Source organism: Sinorhizobium sojae CCBAU 05684 (assembly GCF_002288525.1).
In the GTDB taxonomy this organism is placed as follows: Bacteria; Pseudomonadota; Alphaproteobacteria; order Rhizobiales; family Rhizobiaceae; genus Sinorhizobium; species Sinorhizobium sojae.
On record NZ_CP023067.1, the window covers coordinates 2,872,802 to 2,898,676 of the forward strand.

The window sequence follows — 25,875 nt, forward strand, 5'->3', positions numbered from 1 at the left end:
ATGCGCACCTGGTTTCCCTACCCGCTGCTTTCGACTGCGCTTCTCCTCATGTGGCTCTTGCTAAGGCAATCGGTGGCACCGGGCACTATTCTCGTCGGCATCGTCCTCAGTACGATCCTCGCCTGGGTCATGCTGAAGCTGCAGCCGCCGCGATCGCATCTGCGCCGCCTCGGCCATATGGCAAGCTTCGGCCTCCACGTCGTCGCCGACATTGCCCGCTCGAATATCGCGGTGGCGCGCCTCATACTGCGGTCGCGACGACAGCCGGTGAGGTCTGGCTTCCTTTCCGTCGACCTGGATATCGAGGACGAGAACGCCCTGGCGCTGCTTGCCTGCATCCTGACGGCAACGCCGGGCACGGCCTGGCTGGAACACGACAGGCGCAAGAAGAAGCTGCTCTTCCACATCCTCGACATGGATAATGCAAATGCCTGGCGGCAAACGCTTGCGCGCTATGAAGCATCGCTGAAGGAGATATTCCGATGACAGAGCTGGCAATCCTCTGGTCCATCCTGCTCGCCCAGGTCATGCTCGCGCTCGCCATGGCCTTCGCGCTCTACCGGATCGTCAAGGGGCCACACGCCCAGGACCGCGTCCTCGGCTTGGACACGCTCTACATCAACGCCATGCTGATGCTCGTTGCCTTCGGCATTCGCACGGCGAACACGGTCTATTTCGAGACGGCACTGATTATCGCACTGCTCGGCTTCGTCTCGTCGATCGCCTTCGCGAAATTTCTCATGCGCGGGGAGATCATCGAATGAGCCACCTCACCGATCTGCCGGCCTGGGCGGCGATCGCCGTCTGTGGTCTTCTGCTCCTCGGCGCGGCAATGACGCTGATCGGCTCGATCGGCTTGTTGCGCCTTCCGACCTTCTACGACCGACTGCACGCGCCGACCATTACGACGAGCGGCGGCACGATTCTCGTTTGCCTCGCTTCTATGCTCTGCTTCGCAGTACTGCAGAGCCGCTGGATCTTCCATGAAGTGCTGATCATCGTCTTCATTACGGTGACCACCCCCGTGACGCTGATGCTGCTCGGGCAGGCCTCCCTTTACCGCCACCGTTTCGAGAAGCCGCAGGACGTTCCCGTAAAACCCGGTCCGCCGGCCAGGGCGGACCCGGACTGACCCCGCAGCCCTATCCGCGCCCACGGAAGCGGCGCTGATAGGCCGGATCGTAGAGCGAGCTCTCGCGGAAGTCGGACGCCTCGAGGCCCGGCCCCACAAAGATCAGCGCGGTGCGCTCTATCGGCTCGGCCGCGACTTTGGCGGCGATATCGCCGAGCGTGCCGTGCAAGACTCGTTCGTCCGGCCAGGAGGCCTTGACGACGATCGTCACCGGGCAATCCGCGCCATAGAGCGGCGTCAGTTCGTCGACGACGCGATCGAGCGCATGGATCGCAAGATGGATCGCCAGCGTCGAACCGGTGGCTCCGAAGCCGGCCAGCGTCTCCCGGTCGGGCATCGGCGAGGCGCGGCCGGAAATGCGCGTCAGGACGAGACTTTGTGCGAGCGCCGGGATCGTCAGCTCACGGCCGATTGCTGCGGCAGCGGCGGCGAAGGACGGCACGCCGGGCGTCATGGTATAGGCGATGCCATGATTTTGAAGCCGCCGGATCTGCTCGGCGACCGCGCTCCAGACGGAGAGGTCGCCTGAATGCAACCGCGCGACATCCTCGCCGGCCTTGGCGGCGCGAACATATTCCGCCTCGATCTCGTCGAGTGACATGGGTGCCGTATCGATGATGCGCGCACCCGGTGGACAATATTGCAGAAGCTCCGGCGAGACGATCGAACCGGCATGGAGGCAAACTGGGCAACGGCCGATCAGGTCTCTGCCCCGGACCGTGATTAGGTCTGCCGCGCCCGGACCGGCGCCGATGAAATGAACGGTCATGATCTATCCCTCTTGGAACTATTTCTGCTCAGGCCTTGGTCCACGACCAATGCGTGACCGGCATCGCCGGCCGCCACCCGGTCATGGTACCGACCGGCGAAGCCCGTGCGATATCGATGCGGATCAGCGAACCGCCAAGCCGTGCGTGGTGCGCAAGAAGCACCGCTTCCATTTCCGTCGTCACCGCATTGGCGACGAGCCTGCCGCCGCTCCGAAGCTCAGCGATCGCCGCATCCATCACCCCCGGTTCGCTGCCGCCACCGCCGATGAAGATCACATGAGGCTCCGGAAGGCCGCGCAGCGCATCCGGCGCCTGGCCCTCGACAACGACAAGGCCCGGTACACCGAAGCTTGCGGCGTTGCGGCCGATCCGCGCGGCCCTCTCGGGCGAAGCCTCGATGGCGATCGCCCGCATAGCCGGATCGCTCAGCATCCACTCGATGGCGATCGAGCCGGAACCGGCGCCGATATCCCAGAGAAGCTCGCCCCTGCGCGGTGCGAGCGCCGAAAGCGTCAGCGCCCGCATCTCGCGCTTGGTGATCTGGCCGTCGTGTTCGAACAGGGCGTCATCGAGGCCGCAGGCGAGCGGCAGCACGCGCGCGTGCGCCTCGCCAATCACCTCGATGGCGCAGACGTTTAGGGAATGGATTTCCTCGAGCGCGAAATCTGCGGCAACCTGCCGCGAAATCCGCTCGCGCTCTCCTCCCAGCGCTTCGAGCACGGTAATCCGGGACCGACCGAATCCGCTTTCGGTGAGGAGTTCGGCGAGCGCCCTCGGGCCATTTGCGTCCGATGTCAGCGCCAGCACCCGGCCCTCCGGCTGCAGATGCGGCCGAACGAGATCGAGCGGACGGCCGTGTAGTGAGACGGCCGCAACGTCCTGCAAGGCCCATCCGAGCCGTGAGGCGGCCAGGCTGAATGCGGAGGGCGCCGGAATCGTGCGCATTTCGCTCGGGTCGATGCGACGGGCAAGCGTCGCGCCGACGCCGTAGAGGAACGGGTCGCCCGAGCCAAGCACGACGACAGGGCTGCCGCGCCGCGCCACGATCGCCTCGATCGATCTTTCGAAAGGGCTTTGCCAGACCTGGCCTTCGCCTCTGATCAGCGGTGCCGCAAGCTCCAGATGGCGCACACCGCCGAAAACGACCGGTGCCGTCGCAACGAGCTGCTTGGCCTCGTCGCCGAGACCGGCTACACCGTCCTCGCCGATACCGATGATGGTGAGCCAGGGAGCGGCTATGGCCGAGACGCTGTTCGACATGTCAGCCACGGGCAGACCTCGCATTCTGATCCTCGGTGGAACCACCGAAGCGCGGCAGCTCGCCGATCGCCTCGCAGCGGATTCGCGCTACGACGCGGTGATCTCGCTTGCCGGACGCACGGCCGACCCCCGCCCGCAACCGCTGCCGACGCGGATCGGCGGCTTCGGTGGCGCAGAAGGGCTCGCGACCTTCCTGACGGCGGAGAAGATTTCCCTGCTCATCGACGCCACGCATCCCTTCGCCGCCCGCATCTCGCGCAATGCCGTTACGGCGGCGGAGGCAAGCGGGACGCCAATCCTGGCGCTGCGCCGCTCCGCCTGGAAAGCCGAGGCCGGCGATCGGTGGACGCGAGTGGAGAGCGTCCCCGAAGCGGCGGCCGCCGTCGGCGAAGAGCCACGCCGCGTCTTCCTGGCGATCGGCCGGCAGGAGGCGTTCCATTTCGAAAGGGCCCCGCAGCACAGCTATGTCCTGCGCAGCGTCGACCCCGTCACGCCGCCGCTCGAGCTGCCGAACGTAACTCCGATTCTCGCCAGCGGCCCGTTTGCGGAAGCGGACGAGATGAAACTGCTCCGGGATCACGAAATCGACGTCGTCGTGGCCAAGAACAGCGGCGGCAGCGCAACCTACGGCAAGATCGCCGCCGCCCGCACACTCGGGCTCGATGTGGTCATGGTCGAGCGCCACGAGCCCGCCGATGTGACCGCAGTCAGCACGTGCGACGAGGCGCTCGAACGCATCCATCAATGGCTTTCCCCGTTAAAGGATCGGGGCGTGTAGACGAGATCCGGTCTGCCTTGACGGGCGACCATGCGCGTCTCCGGAGACCCGATGATAACGCAGGTCGCCATGTCGGCGCGGTTGGCATCGGCCTCGCCGAGCGGCATAACCGTGATGCGCTCGTCCGGCCGCCCGGCCGCCCGGCCGAAAATGACCGGCACGCTGGCCGGCAGCACATTGCGCAGGACCTCGAACGCCTCGCCGAGCTGCCAGGGACGCGCTTTGCTGATGGGGTTGTAGAGTGCGATCACCAGCCCCGCCTCCGCAGCGAGCCTCAAACGTCGGGTGATGACGTCCCATGGCTTCAGATTGTCCGACAGCGACATGGCGCAGAAGTCATGGCCGAGCGGCGCTCCGATGCGGGCGGCAACCGCGAGCATCGCCGTTACGCCCGGCGTGACCACCAGATCGACCTGCCGCCACTCCGAGGGACCCTTGTCGATCGCCTCGCAAACGGCCGCCGCCATGGCGAAAATGCCGGGATCGCCGCCGGAGACGACACAGACATTCGCACCGGCGGCCGCCCGCGCGAGCGCGGCCTGGGCACGGTCGAGCTCCTCGCGATTGTCGGAGGCAATGCGGACCTGATCGGAGCGAAGGTCCAGGCGATCGAGATACGGCCCATAGCCGAAGAACTCGGTCGCGGCCGCGATCGCCTCCCGCGTTTCGGGCGTCATCTGTGACGGCTTGCCGGGGCCGGTGCCGACGATGAAGAGCTTGCCGCTCATGCCCTCACCTCCTGGACAATCTCGTTCGAGCAGGGCCGGTCCTTCCAACCGGGCACGAGCACCAGCGAGAAATAGGGTGCCGCGTCGTCCGGCTTCTCGTTCAGCGGGATCATTGCCGCATTTTTCATGGTGCCGCGCTCGACGTAGACGGCGGCCTCCAGCCTCCCGGCCGCTGCAAGGGCGCGGCGGATTTTCGGCAGGTTGCGGCCGACCTTCATGATGACGGCGGCTTCAGTGTCCGCGAGACGGCGCTGGAGCTCACCCTCGCCCATTGTGCCGGGAAGAACCGAGAGCACGTCGTCGCCCTGCACCAGCGGCAGGCCGGCGAGCGACCAGCAGCCGGACATGGCGGTGATGCCGGGAATGACCTCAACCGGAAAGCGGCCGGCAAGCCGCACATGCAGGTGCATGTAGGAACCGTAGAAGAGCGGGTCGCCCTCGCTCAACACGGCGACGGTTCGCCCTGCCAGCAGATGCGCCGTGACCGCTTCCGCGGAGGCATTGTAGAATTCGGAGATCTGGGTCTTATAGGCTCCGTCGTCCTTGTCGATCTCGGTCGTGACCGGATAGTAAAGCGGCAGTTCGACGAGATCCGGCTTCAGCAGCCCGTCGACAACGGCGCGGCCGTTGCCACTGCGTCCGGCCTTGGCGAAATAGGCGACGACGTCCGCCTCGCCGAGCGCCCGCACCGCCTTCATCGTCAGGAGCTCCGGATCGCCCGGCCCAGTACCGACGCCTATGAGCCTGCCAACGTCTACAGACCTGCCGACGCCGCTCATTCTGCCTGCACACGCCGCGCTCACAGGCCGGGCCTCGCGAGCGAATTGAGGGCTGCCGCCGTCATCGCGCTGCCGCCAAGGCGGCCCCGAACGATGGCGAAGGGAACGCCGTAGGAATTCTCGGCAAGCGCATCCTTCGATTCCGCCGCACCGACGAAGCCGACCGGCATGCCGAGGATCGCCGCCGGCTTCGGTGCTCCGTCGCGCAGCAGTTCGAGCAGATAAAAGAGCGCCGTCGGCGCGTTGCCGATTGCGACCACCGACCCCGCCATCCGCTCGCCCCAGAGCTTCAACGCCGCCGCCGAACGCGTATTGCCCATTTCGGCCGCAAGCTCTGCCGTGCGCGGATCGCGCAACGTGCAAATGACGTCATTGCCAGCCGGCAAGCGAGCCCGCGTCACGCCATGCACCACCATTTCCGCATCGCAGAAAATCGGCGCGCCGATCTTCAACGCCGTGCGAGCGGCGGAAACGAAGTCTGGTGAGAAGACGAATTGGCGCGCTGCTTCAACGGAGCCGCAGGCATGCACCATGCGGACCGCAAGGTCCGCTTCTTCTTCCGAAAAGCCGGAAAGATCGGCCTCGGCGCGAATGATCGCAAAGGAACGCTCATAGATGGCGTTGCCATCGCGGATGTAATCGTAGTCAGGCATTTCTATCCCTGTTCAAACGCTGCGGCGATCGGCCCGGTCCCGAGCCGTGTAAGACAGGAGCGTGCCGATTCGCCAGCGCCTTTGTTCTCCCGCACCAGCACATTGAGACGCGCCAGCGCGGACCCTATTTCGTTTTCATCCGTGTAGGCGCTCGGCGCGACGGAAGCCGTACCATTTACGACAAGCGCATGTCCTGATGGCGCACCGACGAGTGTCAATGGAGAGGCCGTCGGCCTGGCGCACCCCTTGGCACAGCCCGACAGGTGGACCGTAAGCGAACCGTCGAGCAGCTCGGAGCCCGCCTCCGCCAAGAGCCTTGCCGCCGCTTTCGTGTCCATCAGCGCAGAGGCGCAGGCGCGGCCGGCGCAGGTGGCGATGTGATTGCGCGGATCATCGGACGAGATCAGCAGATCCTGGGCGAGCGCCAGGTCTTGCGCAAGCGTTGCCGCTTCACTGGATAGACCGAGCACAAGAAAGCCATGCCGCGGCGAAAGCCGTATCTCCGTCGCGCCCATCTCCTCCACCCCGTTCACTAAGGCGATGAGAGCGCTTGCTTCCGTCTGCGCATAAGCAAGGCCGAGGCCGAGCACGATGCGGCCGTCGCCGAAGTCGTGGATTCCCGCCGGCAGCCAGGGTGAGATCTCTTCAGCCACGGCCGGCAAAGCGGCATCGGACCGGCACTGCCGGATACGATCGGCATCGAGATCGCGGCCACGGGCGCCTGGCCCAAGGGAGCTCAGTTCCGCCAGTATCTCCATAACCGCAGGAACGACCTGCTCGGATGCGAGCAGAGCAACCGGCAGGGCCGAGCGGGCCGGGCCGCCGACCGACAACAGCCAGCGGACGCCCCCCCCTCCGCCGAGCGCGTCGAGCCGCAGATCGGCCGCCACATCCTTCAAATGGAAGCGTCCGCCGCCATCGACAACGATCGCCAGTTTCGGCGCGAGCGTCAGCTCCGGCTGGTGCTCGGCGATCGCCGCGCGCAAGCGGGCGGCAAGTGGCCGCGGGTCGGCAATTCCCCCCGGATCGTACCCGGAAAGCGGCGGCGTCTCGATCGCGACACCATCGGAAATCGCAATCTCCGCCTCTGCGATAGCCGCGGCGAGCGGCGCAACGGTCGAGGCCGTCAGCCCGCGAATCTGCAGGTTGCCGCGGGCCGTCACCTCGAGAAGGCCATTGCCGAAGCGCTCCGCGAATATGGCAATCTTACGCAGGTCCGTCGGCGCCAGGGCGCCGGCGGGGCGCAGGCGCACAAGCAGACCATCGCCCGTCTGCATCGGGGTCGCCAGCGAGGGGCAGGCGCCGCGGCGCATCGAGGGGTCTGGCTTCACGGCACAGCTCGTCATCGCTTCAATCAATCTCCCCTGAGGTAGCACCTCGCCATCCTCCGCAATTCGGTCGACCCTATATCACAGGCTCGCGCCTTGAGAGAGATCAATCGGGCCCAACTATGGCGACCCGGCGCTACCGGCTTCGTCAATCGTCGAAATCTGCGCCCTTGCGCAGGAGATAGATATCCATGATCCAGCCCATGCGCTCCCGCGCTTCCTTGCGGGTGCTCAGAATTTTTTCCTTCACCTCATCGAGGCGCCCGGAAATGACGATCTCGTCCGGCGTGCCGAGATAGGCGCCCCAATAGATTTCCGCCTCGGGATCCTCGACCTTTTGAAAAGCCTGCTCCCCGTCGAGCATCACCGCCGCCGTGGCGGTTTTCTCCGGGAAGCTCTCGGCCAGCCGCCGACCTGTGGTGATCTCGACCGGCTTTCCCACGAGGTTGAGGGGAATGCGATGACTGGCGCAGAGCGCCTGAAGACTGGTTATGCCCGGTATCACATCGAAACCAAAGTCGACACGCCCCCGCGCCCGGACCCGTTCGATAATGCGGATCGTGCTGTCGTAGAGCATTGGATCGCCCCAGACGAGGAAAGCGCCGGTCTGCCCGTCCGAAAGTTCGCGTTCGAGCAGATCCTCATAGGCCGTCGCGATGCTGGCATGCCACTCGTCGACGCTATCCGTGTAACTCCGCCCCTCGGTGCGGCGCATCGGCACGGCGAACTCGACCGTGCGGCTGCCGGGCCGTGTCACATAGCGGGCACAGATATCGCGGCGCACCTCGGCAAGCTCCGCCTTCTTCGCGCCCTTGGTGGGAATGAAGAGCACATCCGCCCGGTTCAGCGCATTGATCGCCTGGACCGTCATATGTTCGGGATTGCCCGCGCCGATGCCGATGATCAGGATATGCCGCATGCCGTGTCCCCCACTTTGCGCCGGTCCGTCTTGGCGGATCGGGATCGCCGACGCAAGCCCAACCGCGACAGGAGGCCGAACGAGCGCGCCAGAGGGCGACGCCGCGCTACAGCGCCCGCGCGGCTTTTCAGACGCGCAAAGGTCGCTGCAACTCTTTAAATCGGCGCTTCGAGCTCTCCGAGAATCGGGTACGATTTTTCGGGCCGATGCGCTACGGTTCAGCCCTGAGCGGTGGGGTGTCCGGCAGGCGCCAATCGATTGGATCGAGCCCCTTCGAGGCCAGAAAGGTGTTGGCCTGGGAGAAATGCCGGCAGCCTAAGAAGCCGGAATGTGCCGAGAGCGGCGAGGGATGCGGCGCCGTCAGGACGAGATGGCGGGAACGATCGACGAAGGCCGCCTTCTTCTGCGCATAGGAACCCCAAAGCATGAAGACGACGGGCTGTTGCTGCTCATTGATCGCGCGAATGACCGCGTCGGTGAAGCGCTCCCACCCCCGGCCCTGATGCGAAGCCGCCCGGCCGCGTTCGACCGTCAGCACCGCGTTCAGGAGAAGCACGCCCTGGCGCGCCCAGCTTTCGAGGAAGCCGTGCCGTGCCTGCGCGATGCCGAGATCGGTCTCGAGTTCCTTATAGATATTGACGAGCGAAGGCGGGATGCGCACACCGGGCAGCACGCTGAAGCAGAGCCCATGCGCCTGGCCGTCGCCGTGATAGGGATCCTGGCCGAGGATCACCACCCGCACCCGGTCTAGGGGCGTCAGGTCCAGCGCCCTGAAATACTCGCTACCCTTTGGGAATATCTGCCGGCCCTGGTGCTTCTGTTCAATGAGGAAACGCTTGAGATCGGACATATAGCCGTGCCGGAACTCCGGCGCCAGAGCCGCCTTCCAGCTTTCTTCCAGCTTGATCGTCGCATCCATGGGCCCCCAACCTCCTTCGTGTTCCGCCGAGGAATTTAGCCGCGTCGGCACCGGTCGCAAGCATTTGCCCACATTTTACCCCTTCCTTTCACCGCTTTGATCGCCCTCATCGATGAGCATTGTATTTCTTCGGATATAGAGCTAACGAAAAGGATAAAGCGTTATATACTCCGGAATATCACGTGGAAAATGGAGCAAGGACAGGTGGATATCGGACGCAGAGACTGGCTGAAGGGATTGGCGCTGGCGCTCGGCATTCTCCTCTTGGGCGCGGGCTTCACCCCCGTTCGGACGGCCGAGAGGGTGACGATATTCACCGCGGCGAGTCTGAAGAACGCGCTCGATGCCGTCAATGCGGAATGGAAAAGGCAGACGGGCAGCGATGTGACCGCGTCCTATGCGGCAAGCTCTGCGCTTGCCAAGCAGATCGAACAGGGGGCGCCGGCCGATATCTTCATCTCGGCCGATCTTGCCTGGATGGATTATCTGGCCGGGAAGAATCTCATCAAGGCCGATAGCCGATCAAACCTGCTCGGCAATCGGCTCGTCCTCGTTTCCGCCAAGGCGGACGCCGCCCCGGTGGACATCAAAGTCGGCCTCGACCTCGCCGGCCTCCTCGGCGATGGACGCCTGGCCATGGGCGCGGTCGATTCGGTCCCCGCCGGCAAATACGGCAAGGCGGCGCTCGAAAAGCTCGGCCTCTGGCCGACGGTTGCCGACAGGGTGGCGGGCGCTGAAAGCGTGCGTGCCGCCCTCCTGCTTGTTTCGCGCGGTGAAGCGCCCTATGGCATCGTCTATCAGACCGACGCAGCGGCCGATCCGGGCGTGAAAGTCGTCGGGACTTTCCCGGAAGACAGCCACCCGCCGATCATCTATCCGATCGCGATCACCGCAGACAGCGCAAGCCCGAATGCGGCTGCCTATCTCGACTTCATCAGATCGCCAGATGCCGCGCCGCTCTTCGAGGCGCAAGGCTTTACCGTGCTGAAATAACCTTCACCGCCCGTCGCCGCAGGGCTAGAAACATCAAAGGCCGCGCCGTGGAATCCGAATGCGCAGCGCGGCAGTCAACAGGAGAGAATCGATTTGGATTGGATGGCGCTGAGCGAGGCAGAGTGGACGGCCGTCCGGCTGAGCCTGCGCGTCGCAACCGTTGCGATGCTTTCGAGCCTGCCGCTCGCGCTCGTCACCGCCATGATCCTCGCGCGCGGCCGCTTCTGGGGCAAGTCGGTCCTCAACGGATTAGTGCACATGCCGCTGGTCCTGCCGCCTGTCGTCACCGGCTTCGTGCTGCTGCTGCTCTTCGGCCGGCGCGGTCCGATCGGTGCCTTCTTGGCGGAAAATGTCGGTCTTGTCTTTTCCTTCCGTTGGACCGGTGCGGCGCTCGCCTGCGCCGTCATGGGCTTTCCGCTGATGGTGCGTAGCATGCGGCTGTCGATCGAAGCGGTCGACCGCAAGCTCGAGGATGCCGCCGCCACGCTCGGCGCCGGCCCCGCCTGGATCTTCTTGACGGTGACGCTACCATTGATCCTGCCCGGGATCGTCGCCGGCATGATCCTGTCCTTCGCCAAGGCCATGGGCGAGTTCGGAGCCACGATCACCTTCGTCTCGAACATTCCCGGCGAGACGCAGACGCTTTCCGTCGCAATCTACACCTTTACGCAAGTGCCGGGCGGCGATGCCGGTGCCATGCGCCTCACCATCATCTCGATCGTCTTGTCGATGGCCGCGCTGATGGTCTCCGAGATCCTTGCCGCAGCCGCGGCGAGACGGACGGTCTCCGCATGAGCCTGGAGGTCGAGGCACGCCATCGGATCGGCACCTTTCGAATCGACGCCGCTTTTCGCTCGCACGGCGGCGTGACGGCACTATTCGGGCGCTCCGGATCCGGCAAGACCACGCTCGTCAACATCATCGCCGGGCTTCTGCGCCCCGATGGCGGCCGAATCGTCCTCGACGGCGACGTGATTGCCGATAGCGCGCGCAAGCGCTTCACGCCGGTCCACCGCCGCCGCTTCGGTTACGTGTTCCAGGAGGCGCGCCTCTTTCCGCATCTGACGGTCCGCAGCAATCTCACCTACGGCCGCTGGTTCGCCGGCACAAGCAGGTCCGCGTCCGAATTCGCCAAAGTCGTCGACATGCTAGGCATCGGGCACCTGCTCGACCGAGGCCCCTCGACGCTCTCGGGCGGCGAACGCCAGCGGGTCGCCCTCGGCCGTGCGCTGCTTGCCGCCCCCCGCCTCCTGCTGATGGACGAACCGCTCGCTGCGCTCGACGAAGCGCGAAAGGCGGAAATTCTGCCCTATCTGGAGCGGCTCCGCGACGAAACCAAGATCCCGATCGTCTATGTGAGCCACTCGGTGGCGGAAGTGGCGCGATTGGCGCAACGCGTTGTCGTCATCGACGATGGCCGGGTTCAAGCCTCCGGCGAAGCCGCCGCCATTCTCAGCCGGCCGGCCGACACGCTGGCGATCGCTAGAATGGAGGCGGGCGCGTTGATCGAGGGCCTCGTGGAGCATCATGACCAGGCGCACAATCTGACGCTCGTGCGCGCCGGCGAATGCCTCTTCCGTATTCCTCACCTGGTCGCAGCGGCCGGCCACCGCCTTCGGCTCTACATCGCCGCCCGCGACGTCATGCTGGCCACGACACGGCCGCAAGGGATCAGCGCTCTCAACGTGCTGCCTGGGACGGTCTTCGACCTGTCGCCGGCCCACGAGGGGAGCCTCGACGTCCGCGTCGACTGCGGCGGCGCCATGGTGGTCGCCCGCATCACAACCCTTTCGCGCGAGGCGCTCGGGCTTGAACCGGGAACGCCGGTGCACGCGATCGTCAAGAGTGTCGCGCTCGATTATTAGACGAGGCACCGCATCTGTTGCGGCCTCAGTCGAGAGGCAGCGTTTCGCTGGGCCGCGCTCGATCCTGTGCACGCACCGTCTCCAGCCAGGCGAGATCGTCGGCGATCGCAGCTCGCGACCTTGTTTCCATCGCCCGAAAGCGGTCGATCAGCACCTCGCCGAAGGCGGTGAGTGCGGCGCCGCCGCCCTGCTTTCCGCCCCGCTGCGATTCGACGGCGGGCTCCTTGAACATGCGGTTGAGCGCGTCGACCAGCAGCCAGGCGCGCCGGTAGGACATGTCCATCGCCCGGCCGGCGGCCGAGATCGACCCGGTTTCGCGGATAAGCTCCAGAAGCATGATCTTTCCGCGTCCGAGGCGGTCTTCGGGCGGGAAATCGATGCGCAGAATGGGGCGAAGCTCGTTATCGGCTCTGGACATGCGCTGGAGCATAACGGCTGCAGCGATACTCGAAAAGTCCCGCAGTCAGAGGCTCATACCGCCGTCGATGATATGGACATGGCCGGTCGTATAGGCGGCGGCGTCGCTCGCGAGATAGACGGCGAGGGCCGCGATCTCCTCGGGCGTGCCGAGGCGGCCCATCGGCTGTCGGGCGATGAAGGCGGCCCGCGCTTTCTCGTAATTGCCCTGCGCGCGCATGCGTTCCTCGAGCGATGGCGACTGCACCGTACCAGGGGCAATGGCGTTGCACCGGACGCCCTTGCCGATGAAGTCGATCGCCACCGATTTGGTGAGGCCGATGACCGCTGCCTTGCTGGCAGAATAGGCGAAACGGTTCGGCACGCCCATCGGCACGCCGGCAACCGACGACATGTTGATAATGGAGCCGCCGCCCCTCTCGACCATTCCCGGCAGGAAAGCGCGGATCATCCGGTACATCGATTTGACATTGAGATCGAAGGCGAAATCGTAGTCCTTCTCACTCGCTTCGAGGATCGTGCCCGCATGGACGAAGCCCGCGCAGTTGAAGAGGATGTCGATAGAGCCCGTGCGCGCCGCAAATCCAGTGATCGCCTCATCGCTCAAGACGTCGAGCTTCGCCACTTCGATGCCTTGAGCGGCGAGTTCGCCAAGCTTGTCCTCGTTGATATCCGTCGCGATGACCGATGCGCCTTCCCGGCTGAAAGCTTCGGCCGCCGCACGGCCGATACCCTGTGCCGCGGCCGTGATCACCGCACGCTTGCCTGCCAGAAGTCCGCTCATTACCGCCTCGCCGTTTCCGGATGCTCGTCGTGTCAACAGACATCGGCCCCTGCCGGCTGTCAAGCGAACAATTGTATCTTTATAGACAAAAAACAAAAATCCTGCAGGAAGGCAGCAGCAGCACCTTGTCGGCGTGATGGCGATCGGCAATTCTGCGACGGCAGCCACCACTATCCCGAGACGCATCATGCCCGGTCCCACTCTCGATCCCGTTATCACCGACGACGTCCTGCCGCAAAAGGCCCAAGTGGTCATCATCGGTGGCGGCATCATCGGTATCAGCACGGCGCTCTTCCTTGCCGAGCGCGGCGTCAAGGTGGTGCTCTGCGAAAAGGGCGTGCTGGCCGGCGAGCAGTCGAGCCGCAATTGGGGCTGGGTGCGCGTCATGGGACGCGATCGTCGGGAGATCCCGCTTGCGATGGCATCGCTCAGGATTTGGGACACGCTCGATGCACGTACCGGCGGCGACACCGGTTTTCGCCGCAGCGGCATCCTCTACGTCTCCGAGACGGAAGAGGACATTGCCAATCGTGACGCCTGGCTGAAGCATGCCCGCGACCACGGCGTCGACAGCCGGCAGATCGGTACAGATGAAACCGCGGCGCTTATGGCAGGCGCGGTTTCGCGTTACCGGGGCGGTCTCTATACGCCGAGCGACGGCCGGGCAGAACCGCAGAAGGCCGTTCCGGCGATTGCGGCCGGCGCCCGGCGCGCCGGTGCGCATGTCGTCACCCATTGCGCCGTGCGCGGCATCGAGAGATCGGCCGGATGCATCAGCGCCGTCGTCACCGAGAAGGGCCGCATAGAGGCGACCACAGTCGTGCTCGCTGGCGGCGCCTGGTCGCGGCTCTTCTGCAAGGCCGTCGGCATCCGATTGCCGCAGTTGAAGGTGCGCAATACGGTCCTCAGAACCGCACCGACCGAGGGCGGCCCCGGGGGCGCGGGCGCCACGTCGGCCTATGCCTATCGGAAACGCCTCGACGGCGGCTACACGATCGCCACTGCCGGCGCCAACCTGCATCCCGTCGTGCCGGATACATTTGCCTTTTATCGCGAGTTCCGGCCGGCCCGGCAGGCCGAGAGCGAATCCGTGCAAGTCGGGCTCAGCGCCCAGAGCTGGCGTGAGCTCTTCGAGTTGAATCCCGTGCCGCTCGACCGGCCGGGCGCCTTCGAGCGGCATCGCATCCTTGACCCGCGGCCAGATCCTCGATCGGTGCTCCGCGCCTTTAAGGAAGTGAGAAAGGATCTCCCCGCCCTCCGCGGCGTCGAACCGGTGCAGATCTGGGCCGGCCTGATCGATGTCACGCCGGATGTCGTGCCGGTCATCTCGCATGCGGACACCCTGACCGGGCTGGTGATTGCCACCGGCTTCTCCGGCCACGGCTTTGGCATCGGGCCCGGCGCCGGACACCTAGTCGCGGATCTCGTCACCGGCGACCCGCCGATCGTCGACCCAACCCCATTTCGCCTCTCGCGCTTCAGCGACGGGTCTCCGATCGAGATCGCGCCGCCCGTCTGAGCGGTTTCAATCACCATCATCGCGAAAGAAAATTGCGCTGTCGACACGTTCCCCATCGGCCCGCCGATCGGCAGAAACGGGTGCCGGCACGATTCTGTCTTTCTTTGCGCCGCGGGTCGGCGCCTCGTCGAAAATCCTTCATCTCACCCCGGACTCGTGGCAGTCTGTCATCATAACCCTTTGGGAGAACGAGGGTTGTAGGCGGTTTGACAGTGCGGCGCCGAGGAGCGCGCCCCTGCCACGAACCGCCGCCGTCATCCACGCAGCAAGACCCGCGAGAATAGTCTCCAGCGAGTGGCTGACGCGAGATGCGCAATCCGGAAAGGAGGCCGGAACCCGCATGGACGAATTCAGCCGATTGAGCCTGCATATCCCCGAGCCGGCGGTTCGACCGGGCGACGAACCCGATTTTTCCACCGTCATGATACCGAAGGCCGGCACAGTCCCGCGACCTGAAGTCGATGTCGACCCGGAGACAATCCGTGACCTTGCATTCTCGATCATCCGCGTCCTCAACCGCGAGGGCGAGGCGGTCGGGCCCTGGGCCGGTCTCCTATCTGATGAGGAATTGCTGACAGGCCTCAGGCACATGATGATGCTGCGCGCCTTCGATGCCCGCATGCTGATGGCGCAGCGCCAGGGCAAAACGTCCTTTTATATGCAACATCTCGGTGAGGAGGCGGTAAGCTGTGCCTTCCGCAAGGCACTGCGCAAGGGCGACATGAACTTCCCCACCTACCGGCAGGCGGGGCTCCTGATCGCTGACGACTATCCCATGGTCGAGATGATGAACCAGATCTTCTCGAACGAGAGCGATCCTTGCCATGGCCGGCAACTGCCGGTCCTCTACACTTCGAAAGAGCATGGCTTCTTCACCATTTCCGGGAACCTTGCCACGCAATTCGTGCAGGCCGTCGGCTGGGCAATGGCGTCCGCCATCAAGAGCGACACCCGCATCGCAGCGGGTTGGATCGGCGACGGCTCGACGGCCGAATCGGATTTCCATTCCGCCCTTGTGTTCGCCTCCACATACAAGGCGCCGGTCATCCTCAACATCGTCAACAATCAGTGGGCGATCTCGACCTTCCAGGGCATTGCGCGCGGCGGTTCCGGTACCTTCGCCGCCCGGGGTCTGGGCTTCGGTATTCCGGCGCTACGCGTCGACGGCAACGACTATCTCGCCGTCTTCGCGGTGGCACGGTGGGCAGCCGAACGCGCCCGGAGAAATCTCGGGCCGACGCTGATCGAATATGTGACCTACCGCGTCGGCGCCCATTCGACCTCCGACGACCCGAGCGCCTATCGGCCGAAGACCGAATCGGAAGCCTGGCCGCTCGGCGACCCCGTATTGCGGCTGAAGAAGCACCTGATCGTTCGCGGCGCCTGGTCGGAAGAGCGTCACGCACAGGCGGAAGCCGAAATCATGGACGAGGTGATCCAGGCGCAGAAGCAGGCGGAAAGCCATGGCACACTCCACGCCGGCGGCAGGCCCTCGGTGCGCGACATCTTCGAAGGCGTCTACGCGGTGATGCCGCCGCATATCCGCCGTCAGCGGCAGAAGGCGGGGTATTGACATGGCCAGAATGACAATGATCGAAGCGGTGCGCAGCGCCATGGACGTCTCGATGGGGCGCGACGAGGACGTCGTCGTCTTCGGCGAGGACGTCGGTTATTTCGGCGGCGTCTTCCGCTGCACCCAAGGGCTTCAGGCGAAATACGGCAAGACCCGCTGTTTCGATGCGCCGATCAGCGAATCCGGTATCGTCGGCACCGCCATCGGCATGGCCGCCTACGGTCTGAAGCCGTGCGTCGAGATCCAGTTCGCCGACTACATGTACCCGGCCTACGACCAGCTGACACAGGAAGCGGCCCGCATCCGCTATCGCTCGAACGGCGACTTCACCTGCCCGATCGTCGTGCGCATGCCAACCGGCGGCGGCATCTTCGGCGGTCAGACTCACAGCCAGAGCCCTGAGGCGCTCTTCACCCATGTCTGCGGTCTCAAGGTCATCGTGCCGTCTAATCCGTACGACGCAAAGGGCCTGCTGATCTCGGCCATCGAGGATCCGGATCCGATCATCTTCCTGGAGCCGAAGCGGCTCTATAACGGCCCCTTCGATGGTCATCACGAGCGTCCGGTAATCCCCTGGTCGAAGCACGAACTCGGCGACGTGCCGGAGGGGCACTACACGATCCCCATCGGCAAGGCGGAAGTCCGCCGCAAGGGCTCGGCGGTAACCGTGCTCGCCTATGGCACCATGGTGCACGTGGCGCTTGCCGCAGCCGAGGAGACCGGCATCGATGCGGAAGTGATCGACTTGCGCAGTCTCATGCCGCTCGATCTCGAGACGATCGTCGACTCCGTCACCCGGACCGGGCGCTGCGTCGTCGTGCACGAGGCGACGCTGACTTCGGGCTTCGGCGGCGAACTGGCCGCCCTCGTCCAGGAACATTGCTTCTACCATCTGGAAGCTCCGGTCATTCGGGTGACCGGCTGGGACACCCCGTATCCGCATGCCCAGGAATGGGACTATTTCCCGGGGCCGGCGCGCGTTGGCCGCGCGCTCACTGAAGCGATGGAGGCGTGAGGCCATGGGAGAATTCGTCCTGAAAATGCCGGACGTTGGTGAAGGTGTCGCCGAGGCGGAACTCGTGGAATGGCATGTGAAGCCGGGCGATCCGGTGCGCGAAGACATGGTGCTGGCCGCCGTCATGACCGACAAGGCGACGGTCGAAATCCCCTCGCCGGTATCCGGCAAGGTGATTTGGCTCGGAGCCCATGTGGGCGACACGGTTCCGGTCAGGGCGCCGCTCGTCAGGATCGAAACGGCCGGCGAAGCGGGCGAGCCTCCAGCGGACAGCATTCCCGAGGCGCTTGCCGAAGCCGTGCTTGAGGAACCCCTGGCCGCAGCCCCCGCGCCGGTCAAGGAGGATGCTCGCCCGAAACCGGACAGGAGCGCGGTCAGGGAAACGCCAAGGCCGCGACAGGCGCCGGATGTTTCCGCCAAGCCGCTCGCCTCCCCGGCCGTGCGCCTGCGCGCCAAGGAAAGCGGCGTCGATCTCCGGCAGGTCGCCGGCACCGGCCCTGCCGGACGGATCACCCACGAGGATCTCGATCTCTTCATCAGCCGCGGGCCCGGCCCGCTGCCTGCGCAGATCGGGCTCGTCCGCAAGACGGCGGTCGAAGAGGTCAAGATCGCCGGGATGCGGCGACGGATCGCCGAGAAGATGTCACTCTCCACTTCGCGCATTCCCCACATAACCTATGTGGAGGAGGTGGATATGACGGCACTGGAGGACCTGCGGGCGACGATGAACCGCGACCGCAAGCCCGGCCAGCAGAAGCTGACGATCCTGCCCTTCCTGATGCGGGCGCTGGTCAAGGCGGTTTCCGAGCAGCCCGGCATCAACGCCACTTTCGACGACCATGCCGGCGTCATCCATCGCCATGCGGCCGTCCATATCGGCATTGCCACGCAGACCCCCGCCGGCCTGACGGTGCCGGTCGTGCGTCACTCGGAAGCGCGCGGCATCTGGGACTGCGCGGCGGAACTCAATCGGTTGGCTGAGGCCGCCCGCAGCGGCACCGCAACGCGCGACGAACTGACTGGCTCGACGATCACCATTTCCTCCCTCGGCGCGCTTGGCGGCATCGTCTCGACGCCGGTGATCAATCACCCGGAGGTGGCGATCGTCGGCGTCAACAAGATGGCGACCCGCCCGGTGTGGGACGGGACACAATTCGTGCCGCGCAAGATGATGAATCTCTCGTCCAGCTTCGACCATCGCGTCATCGATGGCTGGGACGCCGCCTCCTTTGTTCAGAGACTGAAGACCCTGCTCGAAACACCGGCGCTGATTTTCGTGGAAGGATGATCTCGCAATGAAGGAAATCTCCTGCAAGCTCATGGTGCTCGGCGCCGGCCCCGGCGGCTATGTCTGCGCCATCCGTGCCGGCCAGCTCGGCGTCGACACGGTGATTGTCGAGAGGGCAAAGACGGGTGGCACGTGTCTCAATGTCGGCTGCATTCCCTCGAAGGCGCTGATCCACGCCGCCGAGGAATACCACAAGCTTCATGCTGCTGCCTCCGGCAACAGCCCGCTCGGGCTCTCCTTGAGCGCGCCCACCATCGACCTCAAGCGCACGGTCGCCTGGAAGGACGGCATTGTCGGGCGCCTGAACGGCGGCGTGACCGGGCTCCTGAAGAAAGCGGGCGTGAAGGCCGTGCTTGGAGAAGCACGCTTCGTCGACGGCAAGACGGTAGATGTCGAAACGGAAACGGGCCAGCAGCGCATCCGCGCCGAAGCGATCGTCATCGCCACCGGCTCGGCGCCGGTGGAGCTACCGGACCTGCCCTTCGGCGGCAGCGTCATTTCCTCGGCCGAGGCCCTTTCGCTGACCGAGCTGCCCGAGACCCTCGCGGTCATCGGCGGCGGCTATATCGGCCTCGAACTCGGCACCGCCTTCGCCAAGCTCGGCTCCAGGGTTACCGTGCTCGAAGCGATGGACCGCATCCTGCCGCAATACGACGCCGAGCTTTCGAGACCGGTGATGAAGCGACTCGGCGAGCTCGGCGTCCAGGTCTTCACCCGTACCGCGGCGAAGCGCCTCTCGGCCGACAAGCGCGGTCTTCTGGCCGAAGAAAACGGCCGCGCCTTCGAAGTTCCGGTGGAAAAGGTTCTGGTCACTGTCGGTCGCCGGCCGGTAACGGAGGGCTGGGGGGTCGAGGAGATCGATGTCGACCGATCCGGCCGCTTCATCCGCATCGACGACCAGTGCCGTACCTCCATGCGCGGCATCTACGCGATCGGTGACGTGACCGGCGAACCGATGCTCGCGCACCGCGCCATGGCGCAGGGGGAAATGGTCGCTGAAATCGTCGCCGGGCACAAGCGAAGCTGGGACAAGCGCTGCATCCCTGCCGTCTGCTTCACCGATCCGGAGATCGTCAGCGCCGGCCTCTCTCCGGACGAGGCCCGCGCAGCTGGCATCGAGGTCAGGATCGGCCAATTCCCGTTCCAGGCAAACGGCCGCGCCATGACCACACTCGCCGAGGACGGATTCGTGCGGATAGTCGCCCGGGCGGACAATCACCTCGTCCTCGGCATCCACGCCGTCGGCCATGGCGTCTCGGAACTCTCCGCCACCTGCGCGCTGGCTATCGAAATGGGCGCAAGGCTCGAAGACATCGCCGGCACGATCCACGCGCACCCGACCCAGTCGGAGGCCTTCCAGGAAGCAGCGTTCAAAGCCCTGGGGCACGCTCTGCATATTTGAGGTGGGTGTGGCTTCTGAGCAGCGCTCTGCAGTGCAGCGACTTAAAAACGCGCAAATGTCGCTGTAGCTCGTCGCGCAAGCTACTCCACCAGCTCCAGCCCTATCGCCGTCGCCTCGCCGCCACCGATGCAGAGGGAGGCGATGCCGCGTTTGACGCCGTTTTTCCGCATTGCGTTAAGAAGCGTGACGACGATGCGCGCGCCGGAGGCGCCGATCGGGTGGCCGAGCGCGCAGGCGCCGCCATGGATGTTGACGATGTCGTCGGAGAGGCCGAGGTCGCGGATCGCCGCCATGGCGACGACGGCAAAGGCCTCGTTGATTTCGTAGAGACCGACGCTCCCCTTCTCCCAGCCGAGCTTGTCGAACAGCTTCTCGATGGCGCCGATCGGCGCCGTGGTGAACCAGGCAGGCTCCTGCGCGTGGCCGGCATGGCCGGCGACAATCGCAAGCTGGGTCAGCCCGCGCCTCTCCGCCTCGCTCGCCCGCATCAGGATGAGCGCCGCCGCACCATCGGATATCGAGGAGGAGTTGGCGGCCGTGACACTGCCGCCGTCGCGGAAGGCTGGTTTGAGCCTCGGTATCTTCGCCGGATCGGCCTTCGCCGGCTGCTCGTCGCGATCGAGATTGGCGCTCTTGCGTTTGCCGCCATCGACTATCGCCACCATTTCGTCGACAAAGGACCTGTCTTCCGTCGCCTTTACGGCCCGGTCGAGCGAGCGGAGCGCGAAGGCGTCCTGCTCTGCCCGGGAGAACTGGTAATGTTGGGCCGTGTCCTCGGCGTAGGTGCCCATCAGCCGCCCGGAATAGGCGTCCTCAAGCCCGTCCAAAAACATGTGGTCCTTGATCTCGCCATGGCCGAGCCGGAAGCCGCCCCGCGCCTTCGGCAGGAGATAGGGGGAGTTGGTCATCGACTCCATGCCGCCGACCGCGACGACCGAAGCGCTGCCGGAGAGAAGCGCGTCGTGGCCGAGCATCAGCGCCTTCATGCCCGAACCGCAAACCTTGGAAACGGTCGTCGAGGGCGTATCCTGCCCAAGGCCCGCGCCTAGTGCCGCCTGCCGGGCCGGATTCTGTCCGATGCCGGCGGGCAACACATTGCCCATCAGCACCTCGTCGACGGCATCGAGGCTCGCGCGATCGAGCGCCGCCTTCAGCGCAGTGGCCCCAAGTTCCGGCGCCGTCATATCCTTGAGCCCGCCCTGGAATGCGCCCATCGGCGTGCGGGCCGCCGAGACGATAACCACCGGATCGCGATTGCTCATGATACTCCTCCCGTTCACCGATCATCGGTCGGCATTGGCTCCGGAGTGGGATCATCGCTTCGCCGCGCCCTCATTCGCCTGCCTGCACCTCTCCCCGCCAGGCGGGGAGAGGGTTAGGATGAGGGGCAAAACACCCCATCTCACCGCCAGCACTCCCGGCCGACTATAGCCGGCGAATACGGCGAGGCAACATCGGCGCAGCACTTCTTCGCTGCAGGCGGGCTTCCCGGAAATTATCCCATCCGTTCCGACGCGTAGGAGCCTGGGCTCGGCGGGAAGACGACGACGCGATTGCCGTTGATCAAGGTGCGGTGATGGATATGGGCGTGGATCGCACGCGCCAGCACCTGGCTCTCGACGTCGCGGCCGATCGAGACATAGTCCTCGGCCGACTGCGCATGGGTGATGCGGGCAATGTCCTGCTCGATGATCGGGCCCTCGTCGAGGTCGGCGGTGACGTAGTGCGCCGTCGCGCCGATCAGCTTCACGCCGCGCTCATAGGCCTGCTTGTAGGGGTTGGCGCCTTTGAAGCTCGGCAGGAAGGAGTGGTGGATGTTGATGATCTTGCCCGACATCTTCCTGCAGAGCGCATCGGAAAGCACCTGCATGTAGCGGGCGAGCACGACCAGTTCGGCGCCGGTCTGCTCGACAATCTCCATCAGCTGCGCTTCGGCTTCAGGCTTGTTCTCCTTCGTCACCTTGATGTGGTGGAAGGGGATATCGTGATTGGCGATGATTTTCTGATAATCGAAGTGGTTGGAGACGACGCCGACGATGTCGATCGGCAGCGCGCCGATCTTCCAGCGATAGAGCAGGTCGTTCAGGCAATGGCCGAAGCGCGAGACCATCAGGAGCACCTTCATCCGCTCCTCCGAATCGCGGATCTCCATTGCCATGCCGAAGCGCTCGATCGCCGGCGCGAAGCATTCGCGCAGTTCCTCGAGCTTCGCGCCGTTCTGGCTGGCGAAGGAGACGCGTAGGAAGAAAAGTCCCGTTTCGAGGTCGTTGAATTGCGAGCTGTCGCTGATGTAGCAGCCTTTTTCCGCAAGACAGCCGGTAACGGCGGCAACGATGCCGCGGGTAGATTTGCAGGTGACGGTCAGCACGTAGCTTTTCATCGGTAGTCTCTCATTCTGAAGGTGTTTCCGGCCCCCACTGCGTGTCTTTGTCAAAAATCGACCTCGATTTAAGGACAAAGACACGTAGCAATTCAAAGTGCCTACAGCGAACTTTTGCGCGTCTGATAAGACGAGCGACGCCGTAGGGCGGTTCATGCGAACCTATCCTGGCGCTTTGAGACCCGCCGATCCATTCGCGACATCGGCTGGACGGAACGGGCCACGCCCCATCCGGCGCACAGAAGAGAGAAAATCAGGGCTTCGCCCGATCGGGATGCGCATTGGCGAAGGCATCGAGCTCCGCACAGCGGGCGTCGACAGCGACGATCCGCGGGCAACGGGAGAGATCGACGTCCCAGCGCCGCGCATTGTAGACCTGTGGCACGAGGCAGATATCCGCCATGGTCGGGCTGTCGCCGTGGCAGAAGAGGTCTTTCGATGAAGCGTCCAGCATGCGCTCGAAGGCGGCAAGGCCGTCTCCGATGAACCTCTGCATCCAGGCGCGCCGCACCGCCTCGCCATTCTGGGTCGATGCCATCACATGGGCGACGACGCCGAGATTGCATACGGGGTGAATGTCCATGGCAATGGCGTGGGAGAGCGCCCGCACCCGCTGCCGGCCGATGGCGTCGCCGGGCAGGAAGGCGCTGCCCGGCCGCGTTTCGGCGAGATACTCGATGATGGCAAGCGACTGGGTGAGGCGTTCGCCATCGATGTCGAGCACGGGCACGAGGCCCTGCGGATTGCGCGCGAGATGATCCGGCCCACGATGCGCCCCGGTCAGGAGATCGACCGGGTCGGACCGGTAGTCCACACCGACGAGATTGAGCGCGATCCGCACGCGATAGCTCGCGGACGAGCGCCAGTAGTCGTAGAGAACGGTCTCCTTCATCCGGGTGGCCTCCGGTTCCCCCTTATCGGCGCTCGTATTTCTCCACCTTCTGCTCGATGGCGCCGAAGATCGAGTGGCCGCTCACATCTTTCATCTCGATCCTGACGACGTCGCCGAACTTCAGGAAATGGGTCTTCGGTGCGCCGCTCTCGATCGTTTCGATCATGCGCAACTCCGCGAGGCAGGAATAGCCAACGCCACCCTCCGACACCGGCTTGCCCGGTCCGCCGTCGAGCTTGTTGGACACAGTGCCCGAACCGATGATCGTACCGGCCGTGAGGGGCCGGGTGCGGGCCGCATGAGCGATCAGCTGCGGGAAATCGAAAGTCATGTCGATGCCGGCATTGGCGCGGCCGAAGGGCTTGCCGTTGAGATCGACACGAAGCGGCAGATGCAGCTTGCCGCCGTCCCAGGCATCGCCCAGCTCATCGGGCGTCACGGCGACCGGCGAGAAGGCGGAAGACGGCTTCGACTGGTAAAAACCAAAGCCCTTGGCGAGCTCGGCGGGAATGAGCCCGCGCAGCGAAACGTCGTTGACGAGCATGATAAGTCGGATCGCCTCGCGCGCCTCCTCGACCGTCGCGCCCATCGGCACATCGTCGACGATCACCGCGACCTCGCCCTCCATGTCGATCCCCCAGGCCTCGTCCGCCATGAGGATAGGGTCGCGCGGCCCGAGGAAACTGTCGGATCCGCCCTGGTAGATCAGCGGGTCGCTCCAGAAGCTTGCCGGCATCTCGGCATTGCGCGCCTTCCTGACCAGTTCCACGTGGTTCACATAGGCCGACCCGTCGGCCCAGTGGAAGGCCCGCGGCAAGGGCGAGGCGGCATCGTGTTCATGGAAACGCATGGTCGGCTGCGAGCCCGTTTCGATGCCGTCGGCAACGCGCGCCAGCCGCGGCCCGGCATGCGCCCAGTCATCGAGCGCCGCCTGCAGCGTGCGGGCGATATGCCCGACTTCCGAGCAACGGGTGAGGTCTTTGGAGACCACGACGAGCCTGCCGTCGCGGGTGGAATCTTTCAGCGTCGCGAGTTTCATGGTGCTCCCGATATGTTCTGTCGATCCGCGCCGGGCGGCGCGAACCGTTGCAACATGTATGGTTCCCGGCGGAAAGTCACTTGATTCCGGGCGTGCCGTCGAATTTCCGCTCGAGCCCGGACCAGCAGTCCATATAGTCGTCCTGCAGCGTCTCCAGCTCGGCCGCGAAGGTCGTCAGCTGTTGCGGAAAGCGGGTCTCGAACATAAACGCCATGGTGTTGTCCAGCTTGACCGGCTTCAATTCACCGTTCGACGCCTTCCCGAAACCGGAAGAGTCCGGTCCGTGCGCCAGCATCATGTTGTGCAGGCTCATGCCGCCGGGCACGAAACCCTCCTCCTTCGCGTCGTAGCGACCGTAGATCAGCCCCATGAACTCGCTCATGATGTTGCGGTGGTACCAGGGCGGGCGAAAGGTGTGCTCGGCAACCAGCCAGCGCGGCGGGAAGATGACGAAGTCGACATTGGCCGTTCCCTCCTCTCCCGATGGCGCCGTCAGCACGGTGAAGATCGACGGATCCGGATGATCGAACAGGATAGCGCCGACCGGCGAATAGGTCTTGAGGTCGTATTTGTAGGGCGCATAATTGCCGTGCCAGGCGACGACGTCGAGCGGCGAATGGCCGATCTCGACCATGTGGAAGGAGCCGCACCATTTCACCTGAACGCGGCAGGGCGTCTCCTTGTCCTCATAGGCTGCGACCGGCGTCTTGAAGTCGCGCGGATTGGCGAGGCAATTGGCGCCGATCGGGCCGCGATCCGGCAAGGTGAACTTGGCGCCGTAATTCTCGCAGATATAACCGCGCCAGACCTTCTCCTCGCCGAGGCGGGTGACCTTGAACATCATGCCGCGCGGCACAAGGCAGATCTCCGACGGCTCCACATCCATTTTGCCGAGCTCGGTAAAGACGCGGATGCCGCCGGTTTCCGGCACGATCAGCAGCTCGCCATCGGCATTGAAGAAGTAATCGTCGACCATGTCGGCGTTGAAGGCATAGGCGTGCGCCGCCATGCCGGCCTGGGTCAGCGCGTCGCCGGCGGTCGTCATGGTGCGAATGCCCTCGAGGAAGTTCATCTCCTCGGCGGGCGCCGGCAGGGGACCCCAGCGCAATTGCCCGAGCGACAGCGAGTGCTCGACGATATGAGGCGCCGTTCTCCAATGCGGATAGTCGATCTTCCGAAAACGCCCCGTATGTCGCACGCTGGGCCGTATCCGGTAGAGCCAAGAGCGCTCGTTCGTGCCGCGCGGCGCTGTGAAGGGCGATCCGGAAAGTTGCTCGGCATAGAGGCCGTATTCACATTTCTGCGGACTGTTCTGCCCCTGCGGCAGGGCGCCGGGCAGGCTCTCGGTCTCGAAATCATTGCCGAAACCCGGCATGTAGCCGGGGGAACCTTGCCCGCCGGCCTCGCCCGCGCGCCGCTGTTCCGACTTCTCCAACATGGCT

At 64.9% G+C, this 25,875-nt stretch carries 27 protein-coding genes; 12 read left to right on the plus strand and 15 right to left on the minus strand.

Going from position 1 to position 25,875, the window contains the following annotated elements:
• From SJ05684_RS14010 to mnhG, 3 genes are read left to right on the plus strand one after another with little or no spacing between them, the layout of a single operon-like run.
• Window positions 1–486 (plus strand): Na+/H+ antiporter subunit E, encoded by a 486-nt coding sequence (locus SJ05684_RS14010; protein WP_034855830.1) that lies wholly within the window; start codon window positions 1–3, stop codon window positions 484–486.
• Complete coding sequence (locus SJ05684_RS14015; RefSeq protein WP_034855833.1) at window positions 483–764, plus strand: K+/H+ antiporter subunit F; 282 nt, start codon at window positions 483–485, stop codon at window positions 762–764. Before SJ05684_RS14010 ends, SJ05684_RS14015 begins: the two co-directional genes overlap by 4 nt.
• The gene (gene mnhG, locus SJ05684_RS14020; protein ID WP_034855835.1) at window positions 761–1,132 is read left to right on the plus strand and encodes a monovalent cation/H(+) antiporter subunit G; all 372 of its coding nucleotides are present in this window, start codon (window positions 761–763) and stop codon (window positions 1,130–1,132) included. Before SJ05684_RS14015 ends, mnhG begins: the two co-directional genes overlap by 4 nt.
• A 10-nt stretch (window positions 1,133–1,142) precedes the next feature.
• Here mnhG and cobM read toward each other — a convergent pair whose 3' ends face one another.
• Window positions 1,143–1,901: a precorrin-4 C(11)-methyltransferase gene (gene cobM, locus SJ05684_RS14025; RefSeq protein ID WP_034855837.1), complete on the minus strand. Its 759-nt coding sequence runs from the start codon at window positions 1,899–1,901 to the stop codon at window positions 1,143–1,145.
• 28 nt (window positions 1,902–1,929) lie between these two features.
• Complete coding sequence (locus SJ05684_RS14030) at window positions 1,930–3,162, minus strand: bifunctional cobalt-precorrin-7 (C(5))-methyltransferase/cobalt-precorrin-6B (C(15))-methyltransferase (RefSeq protein WP_034855839.1); 1,233 nt, start codon at window positions 3,160–3,162, stop codon at window positions 1,930–1,932.
• Here SJ05684_RS14030 and SJ05684_RS14035 point away from each other — a divergent pair.
• Entirely contained in the window at window positions 3,140–3,940 is an 801-nt protein-coding gene (locus tag SJ05684_RS14035) for a cobalt-precorrin-6A reductase (RefSeq protein WP_095694275.1), read from the plus strand. The genes SJ05684_RS14030 and SJ05684_RS14035 overlap by 23 nt on opposite strands.
• Here SJ05684_RS14035 and SJ05684_RS14040 read toward each other — a convergent pair.
• The 6 genes from SJ05684_RS14040 to ung all read right to left on the minus strand — a co-directional run bounded on the left by SJ05684_RS14040 (window position 3,904) and on the right by ung (window position 9,266).
• The gene (locus SJ05684_RS14040; protein ID WP_034855854.1) at window positions 3,904–4,668 is read right to left on the minus strand and encodes a precorrin-3B C(17)-methyltransferase; all 765 of its coding nucleotides are present in this window, start codon (window positions 4,666–4,668) and stop codon (window positions 3,904–3,906) included. The genes SJ05684_RS14035 and SJ05684_RS14040 overlap by 37 nt on opposite strands.
• Window positions 4,665–5,447 (minus strand): precorrin-2 C(20)-methyltransferase, encoded by a 783-nt coding sequence (locus SJ05684_RS14045; protein ID WP_034855855.1) that lies wholly within the window; start codon window positions 5,445–5,447, stop codon window positions 4,665–4,667. The genes SJ05684_RS14040 and SJ05684_RS14045 overlap by 4 nt, the downstream gene beginning before the upstream one ends.
• Window positions 5,448–5,467: 20 nt before the next feature.
• Window positions 5,468–6,100: a precorrin-8X methylmutase gene (locus SJ05684_RS14050; RefSeq protein WP_034855857.1), complete on the minus strand. Its 633-nt coding sequence runs from the start codon at window positions 6,098–6,100 to the stop codon at window positions 5,468–5,470.
• 2 nt (window positions 6,101–6,102) lie between these two features.
• Window positions 6,103–7,446 (minus strand): precorrin-3B synthase, encoded by a 1,344-nt coding sequence (gene cobG, locus SJ05684_RS14055; protein WP_034855859.1) that lies wholly within the window; start codon window positions 7,444–7,446, stop codon window positions 6,103–6,105.
• 130 nt (window positions 7,447–7,576) lie between these two features.
• Window positions 7,577–8,347, minus strand: coding sequence for a precorrin-6A synthase (deacetylating) (cobF, locus tag SJ05684_RS14060; protein ID WP_034855861.1), 771 nt, complete (start codon window positions 8,345–8,347; stop codon window positions 7,577–7,579).
• A gap of 211 nt (window positions 8,348–8,558) precedes the next feature.
• On the minus strand, window positions 8,559–9,266 hold the full coding sequence (gene ung / locus SJ05684_RS14065; RefSeq protein ID WP_034855862.1) for a uracil-DNA glycosylase: 708 nt from the start codon (window positions 9,264–9,266) through the stop codon (window positions 8,559–8,561).
• A gap of 189 nt (window positions 9,267–9,455) precedes the next feature.
• Here ung and modA point away from each other — a divergent pair, with 189 nt between their 5' ends.
• From modA to modC, 3 genes are all read left to right on the plus strand, one after another.
• On the plus strand, window positions 9,456–10,259 hold the full coding sequence (gene modA / locus SJ05684_RS14070) for a molybdate ABC transporter substrate-binding protein (protein WP_034855864.1): 804 nt from the start codon (window positions 9,456–9,458) through the stop codon (window positions 10,257–10,259).
• Between the two features lie 102 nt (window positions 10,260–10,361).
• Window positions 10,362–11,054, plus strand: a complete 693-nt coding sequence (gene modB / locus SJ05684_RS14075; protein WP_034855866.1) for a molybdate ABC transporter permease subunit — start codon at window positions 10,362–10,364, stop codon at window positions 11,052–11,054.
• On the plus strand, window positions 11,051–12,124 hold the full coding sequence (gene modC, locus SJ05684_RS14080) for a molybdenum ABC transporter ATP-binding protein (RefSeq protein ID WP_034855868.1): 1,074 nt from the start codon (window positions 11,051–11,053) through the stop codon (window positions 12,122–12,124). The genes modB and modC overlap by 4 nt, the downstream gene beginning before the upstream one ends.
• Before the next feature lie 25 nt (window positions 12,125–12,149).
• Here the strand turns inward: modC and SJ05684_RS14085 are convergent, their stop codons facing one another.
• Window positions 12,150–12,542 (minus strand): winged helix-turn-helix domain-containing protein, encoded by a 393-nt coding sequence (locus SJ05684_RS14085; RefSeq protein WP_034855959.1) that lies wholly within the window; start codon window positions 12,540–12,542, stop codon window positions 12,150–12,152.
• A gap of 45 nt (window positions 12,543–12,587) precedes the next feature.
• The gene (locus SJ05684_RS14090) at window positions 12,588–13,325 is read right to left on the minus strand and encodes an SDR family oxidoreductase (protein WP_034855870.1); all 738 of its coding nucleotides are present in this window, start codon (window positions 13,323–13,325) and stop codon (window positions 12,588–12,590) included.
• Window positions 13,326–13,512: 187 nt separating this feature from the next.
• Here SJ05684_RS14090 and SJ05684_RS14095 point away from each other — a divergent pair, with 187 nt between their 5' ends.
• The 5 genes from SJ05684_RS14095 to lpdA all read left to right on the plus strand — a co-directional run bounded on the left by SJ05684_RS14095 (window position 13,513) and on the right by lpdA (window position 20,122).
• Window positions 13,513–14,844, plus strand: coding sequence for an NAD(P)/FAD-dependent oxidoreductase (locus SJ05684_RS14095; RefSeq protein WP_034855962.1), 1,332 nt, complete (start codon window positions 13,513–13,515; stop codon window positions 14,842–14,844).
• A gap of 340 nt (window positions 14,845–15,184) precedes the next feature.
• Window positions 15,185–16,417 carry a 3-methyl-2-oxobutanoate dehydrogenase (2-methylpropanoyl-transferring) subunit alpha gene (locus SJ05684_RS14100; protein ID WP_034855872.1) on the plus strand — a complete coding sequence of 411 codons (1,233 nt, stop codon included), beginning with the start codon at window positions 15,185–15,187 and terminating at the stop codon, window positions 16,415–16,417.
• A 1-nt stretch (window position 16,418) separates the two neighbouring features.
• Window positions 16,419–17,432 (plus strand): alpha-ketoacid dehydrogenase subunit beta, encoded by a 1,014-nt coding sequence (locus SJ05684_RS14105; RefSeq protein WP_034855875.1) that lies wholly within the window; start codon window positions 16,419–16,421, stop codon window positions 17,430–17,432.
• Window positions 17,433–17,436: 4 nt separating this feature from the next.
• The gene (locus SJ05684_RS14110; protein WP_034855877.1) at window positions 17,437–18,720 is read left to right on the plus strand and encodes a dihydrolipoamide acetyltransferase family protein; all 1,284 of its coding nucleotides are present in this window, start codon (window positions 17,437–17,439) and stop codon (window positions 18,718–18,720) included.
• A 7-nt stretch (window positions 18,721–18,727) separates the two neighbouring features.
• The gene (gene lpdA / locus SJ05684_RS14115; RefSeq protein WP_034855879.1) at window positions 18,728–20,122 is read left to right on the plus strand and encodes a dihydrolipoyl dehydrogenase; all 1,395 of its coding nucleotides are present in this window, start codon (window positions 18,728–18,730) and stop codon (window positions 20,120–20,122) included.
• Window positions 20,123–20,202: 80 nt separating this feature from the next.
• Here the strand turns inward: lpdA and SJ05684_RS14120 are convergent, their stop codons facing one another.
• The 5 genes from SJ05684_RS14120 to hmgA all read right to left on the minus strand — a co-directional run bounded on the left by SJ05684_RS14120 (window position 20,203) and on the right by hmgA (window position 25,871).
• The gene (locus SJ05684_RS14120; RefSeq protein ID WP_034855881.1) at window positions 20,203–21,384 is read right to left on the minus strand and encodes an acetyl-CoA C-acyltransferase; all 1,182 of its coding nucleotides are present in this window, start codon (window positions 21,382–21,384) and stop codon (window positions 20,203–20,205) included.
• 233 nt (window positions 21,385–21,617) lie between these two features.
• Window positions 21,618–22,502 carry a formyltetrahydrofolate deformylase gene (gene purU / locus SJ05684_RS14125; RefSeq protein WP_095694276.1) on the minus strand — a complete coding sequence of 295 codons (885 nt, stop codon included), beginning with the start codon at window positions 22,500–22,502 and terminating at the stop codon, window positions 21,618–21,620.
• Between the two features lie 253 nt (window positions 22,503–22,755).
• Complete coding sequence (maiA, locus tag SJ05684_RS14130) at window positions 22,756–23,394, minus strand: maleylacetoacetate isomerase (RefSeq protein WP_034855885.1); 639 nt, start codon at window positions 23,392–23,394, stop codon at window positions 22,756–22,758.
• Window positions 23,395–23,416: 22 nt separating this feature from the next.
• Window positions 23,417–24,433 carry a fumarylacetoacetate hydrolase family protein gene (locus SJ05684_RS14135; protein WP_034855886.1) on the minus strand — a complete coding sequence of 339 codons (1,017 nt, stop codon included), beginning with the start codon at window positions 24,431–24,433 and terminating at the stop codon, window positions 23,417–23,419.
• Between the two features lie 76 nt (window positions 24,434–24,509).
• The gene (gene hmgA / locus SJ05684_RS14140; protein WP_034855887.1) at window positions 24,510–25,871 is read right to left on the minus strand and encodes a homogentisate 1,2-dioxygenase; all 1,362 of its coding nucleotides are present in this window, start codon (window positions 25,869–25,871) and stop codon (window positions 24,510–24,512) included.
• Between the last annotated feature and the right edge of the window lie 4 nt (window positions 25,872–25,875).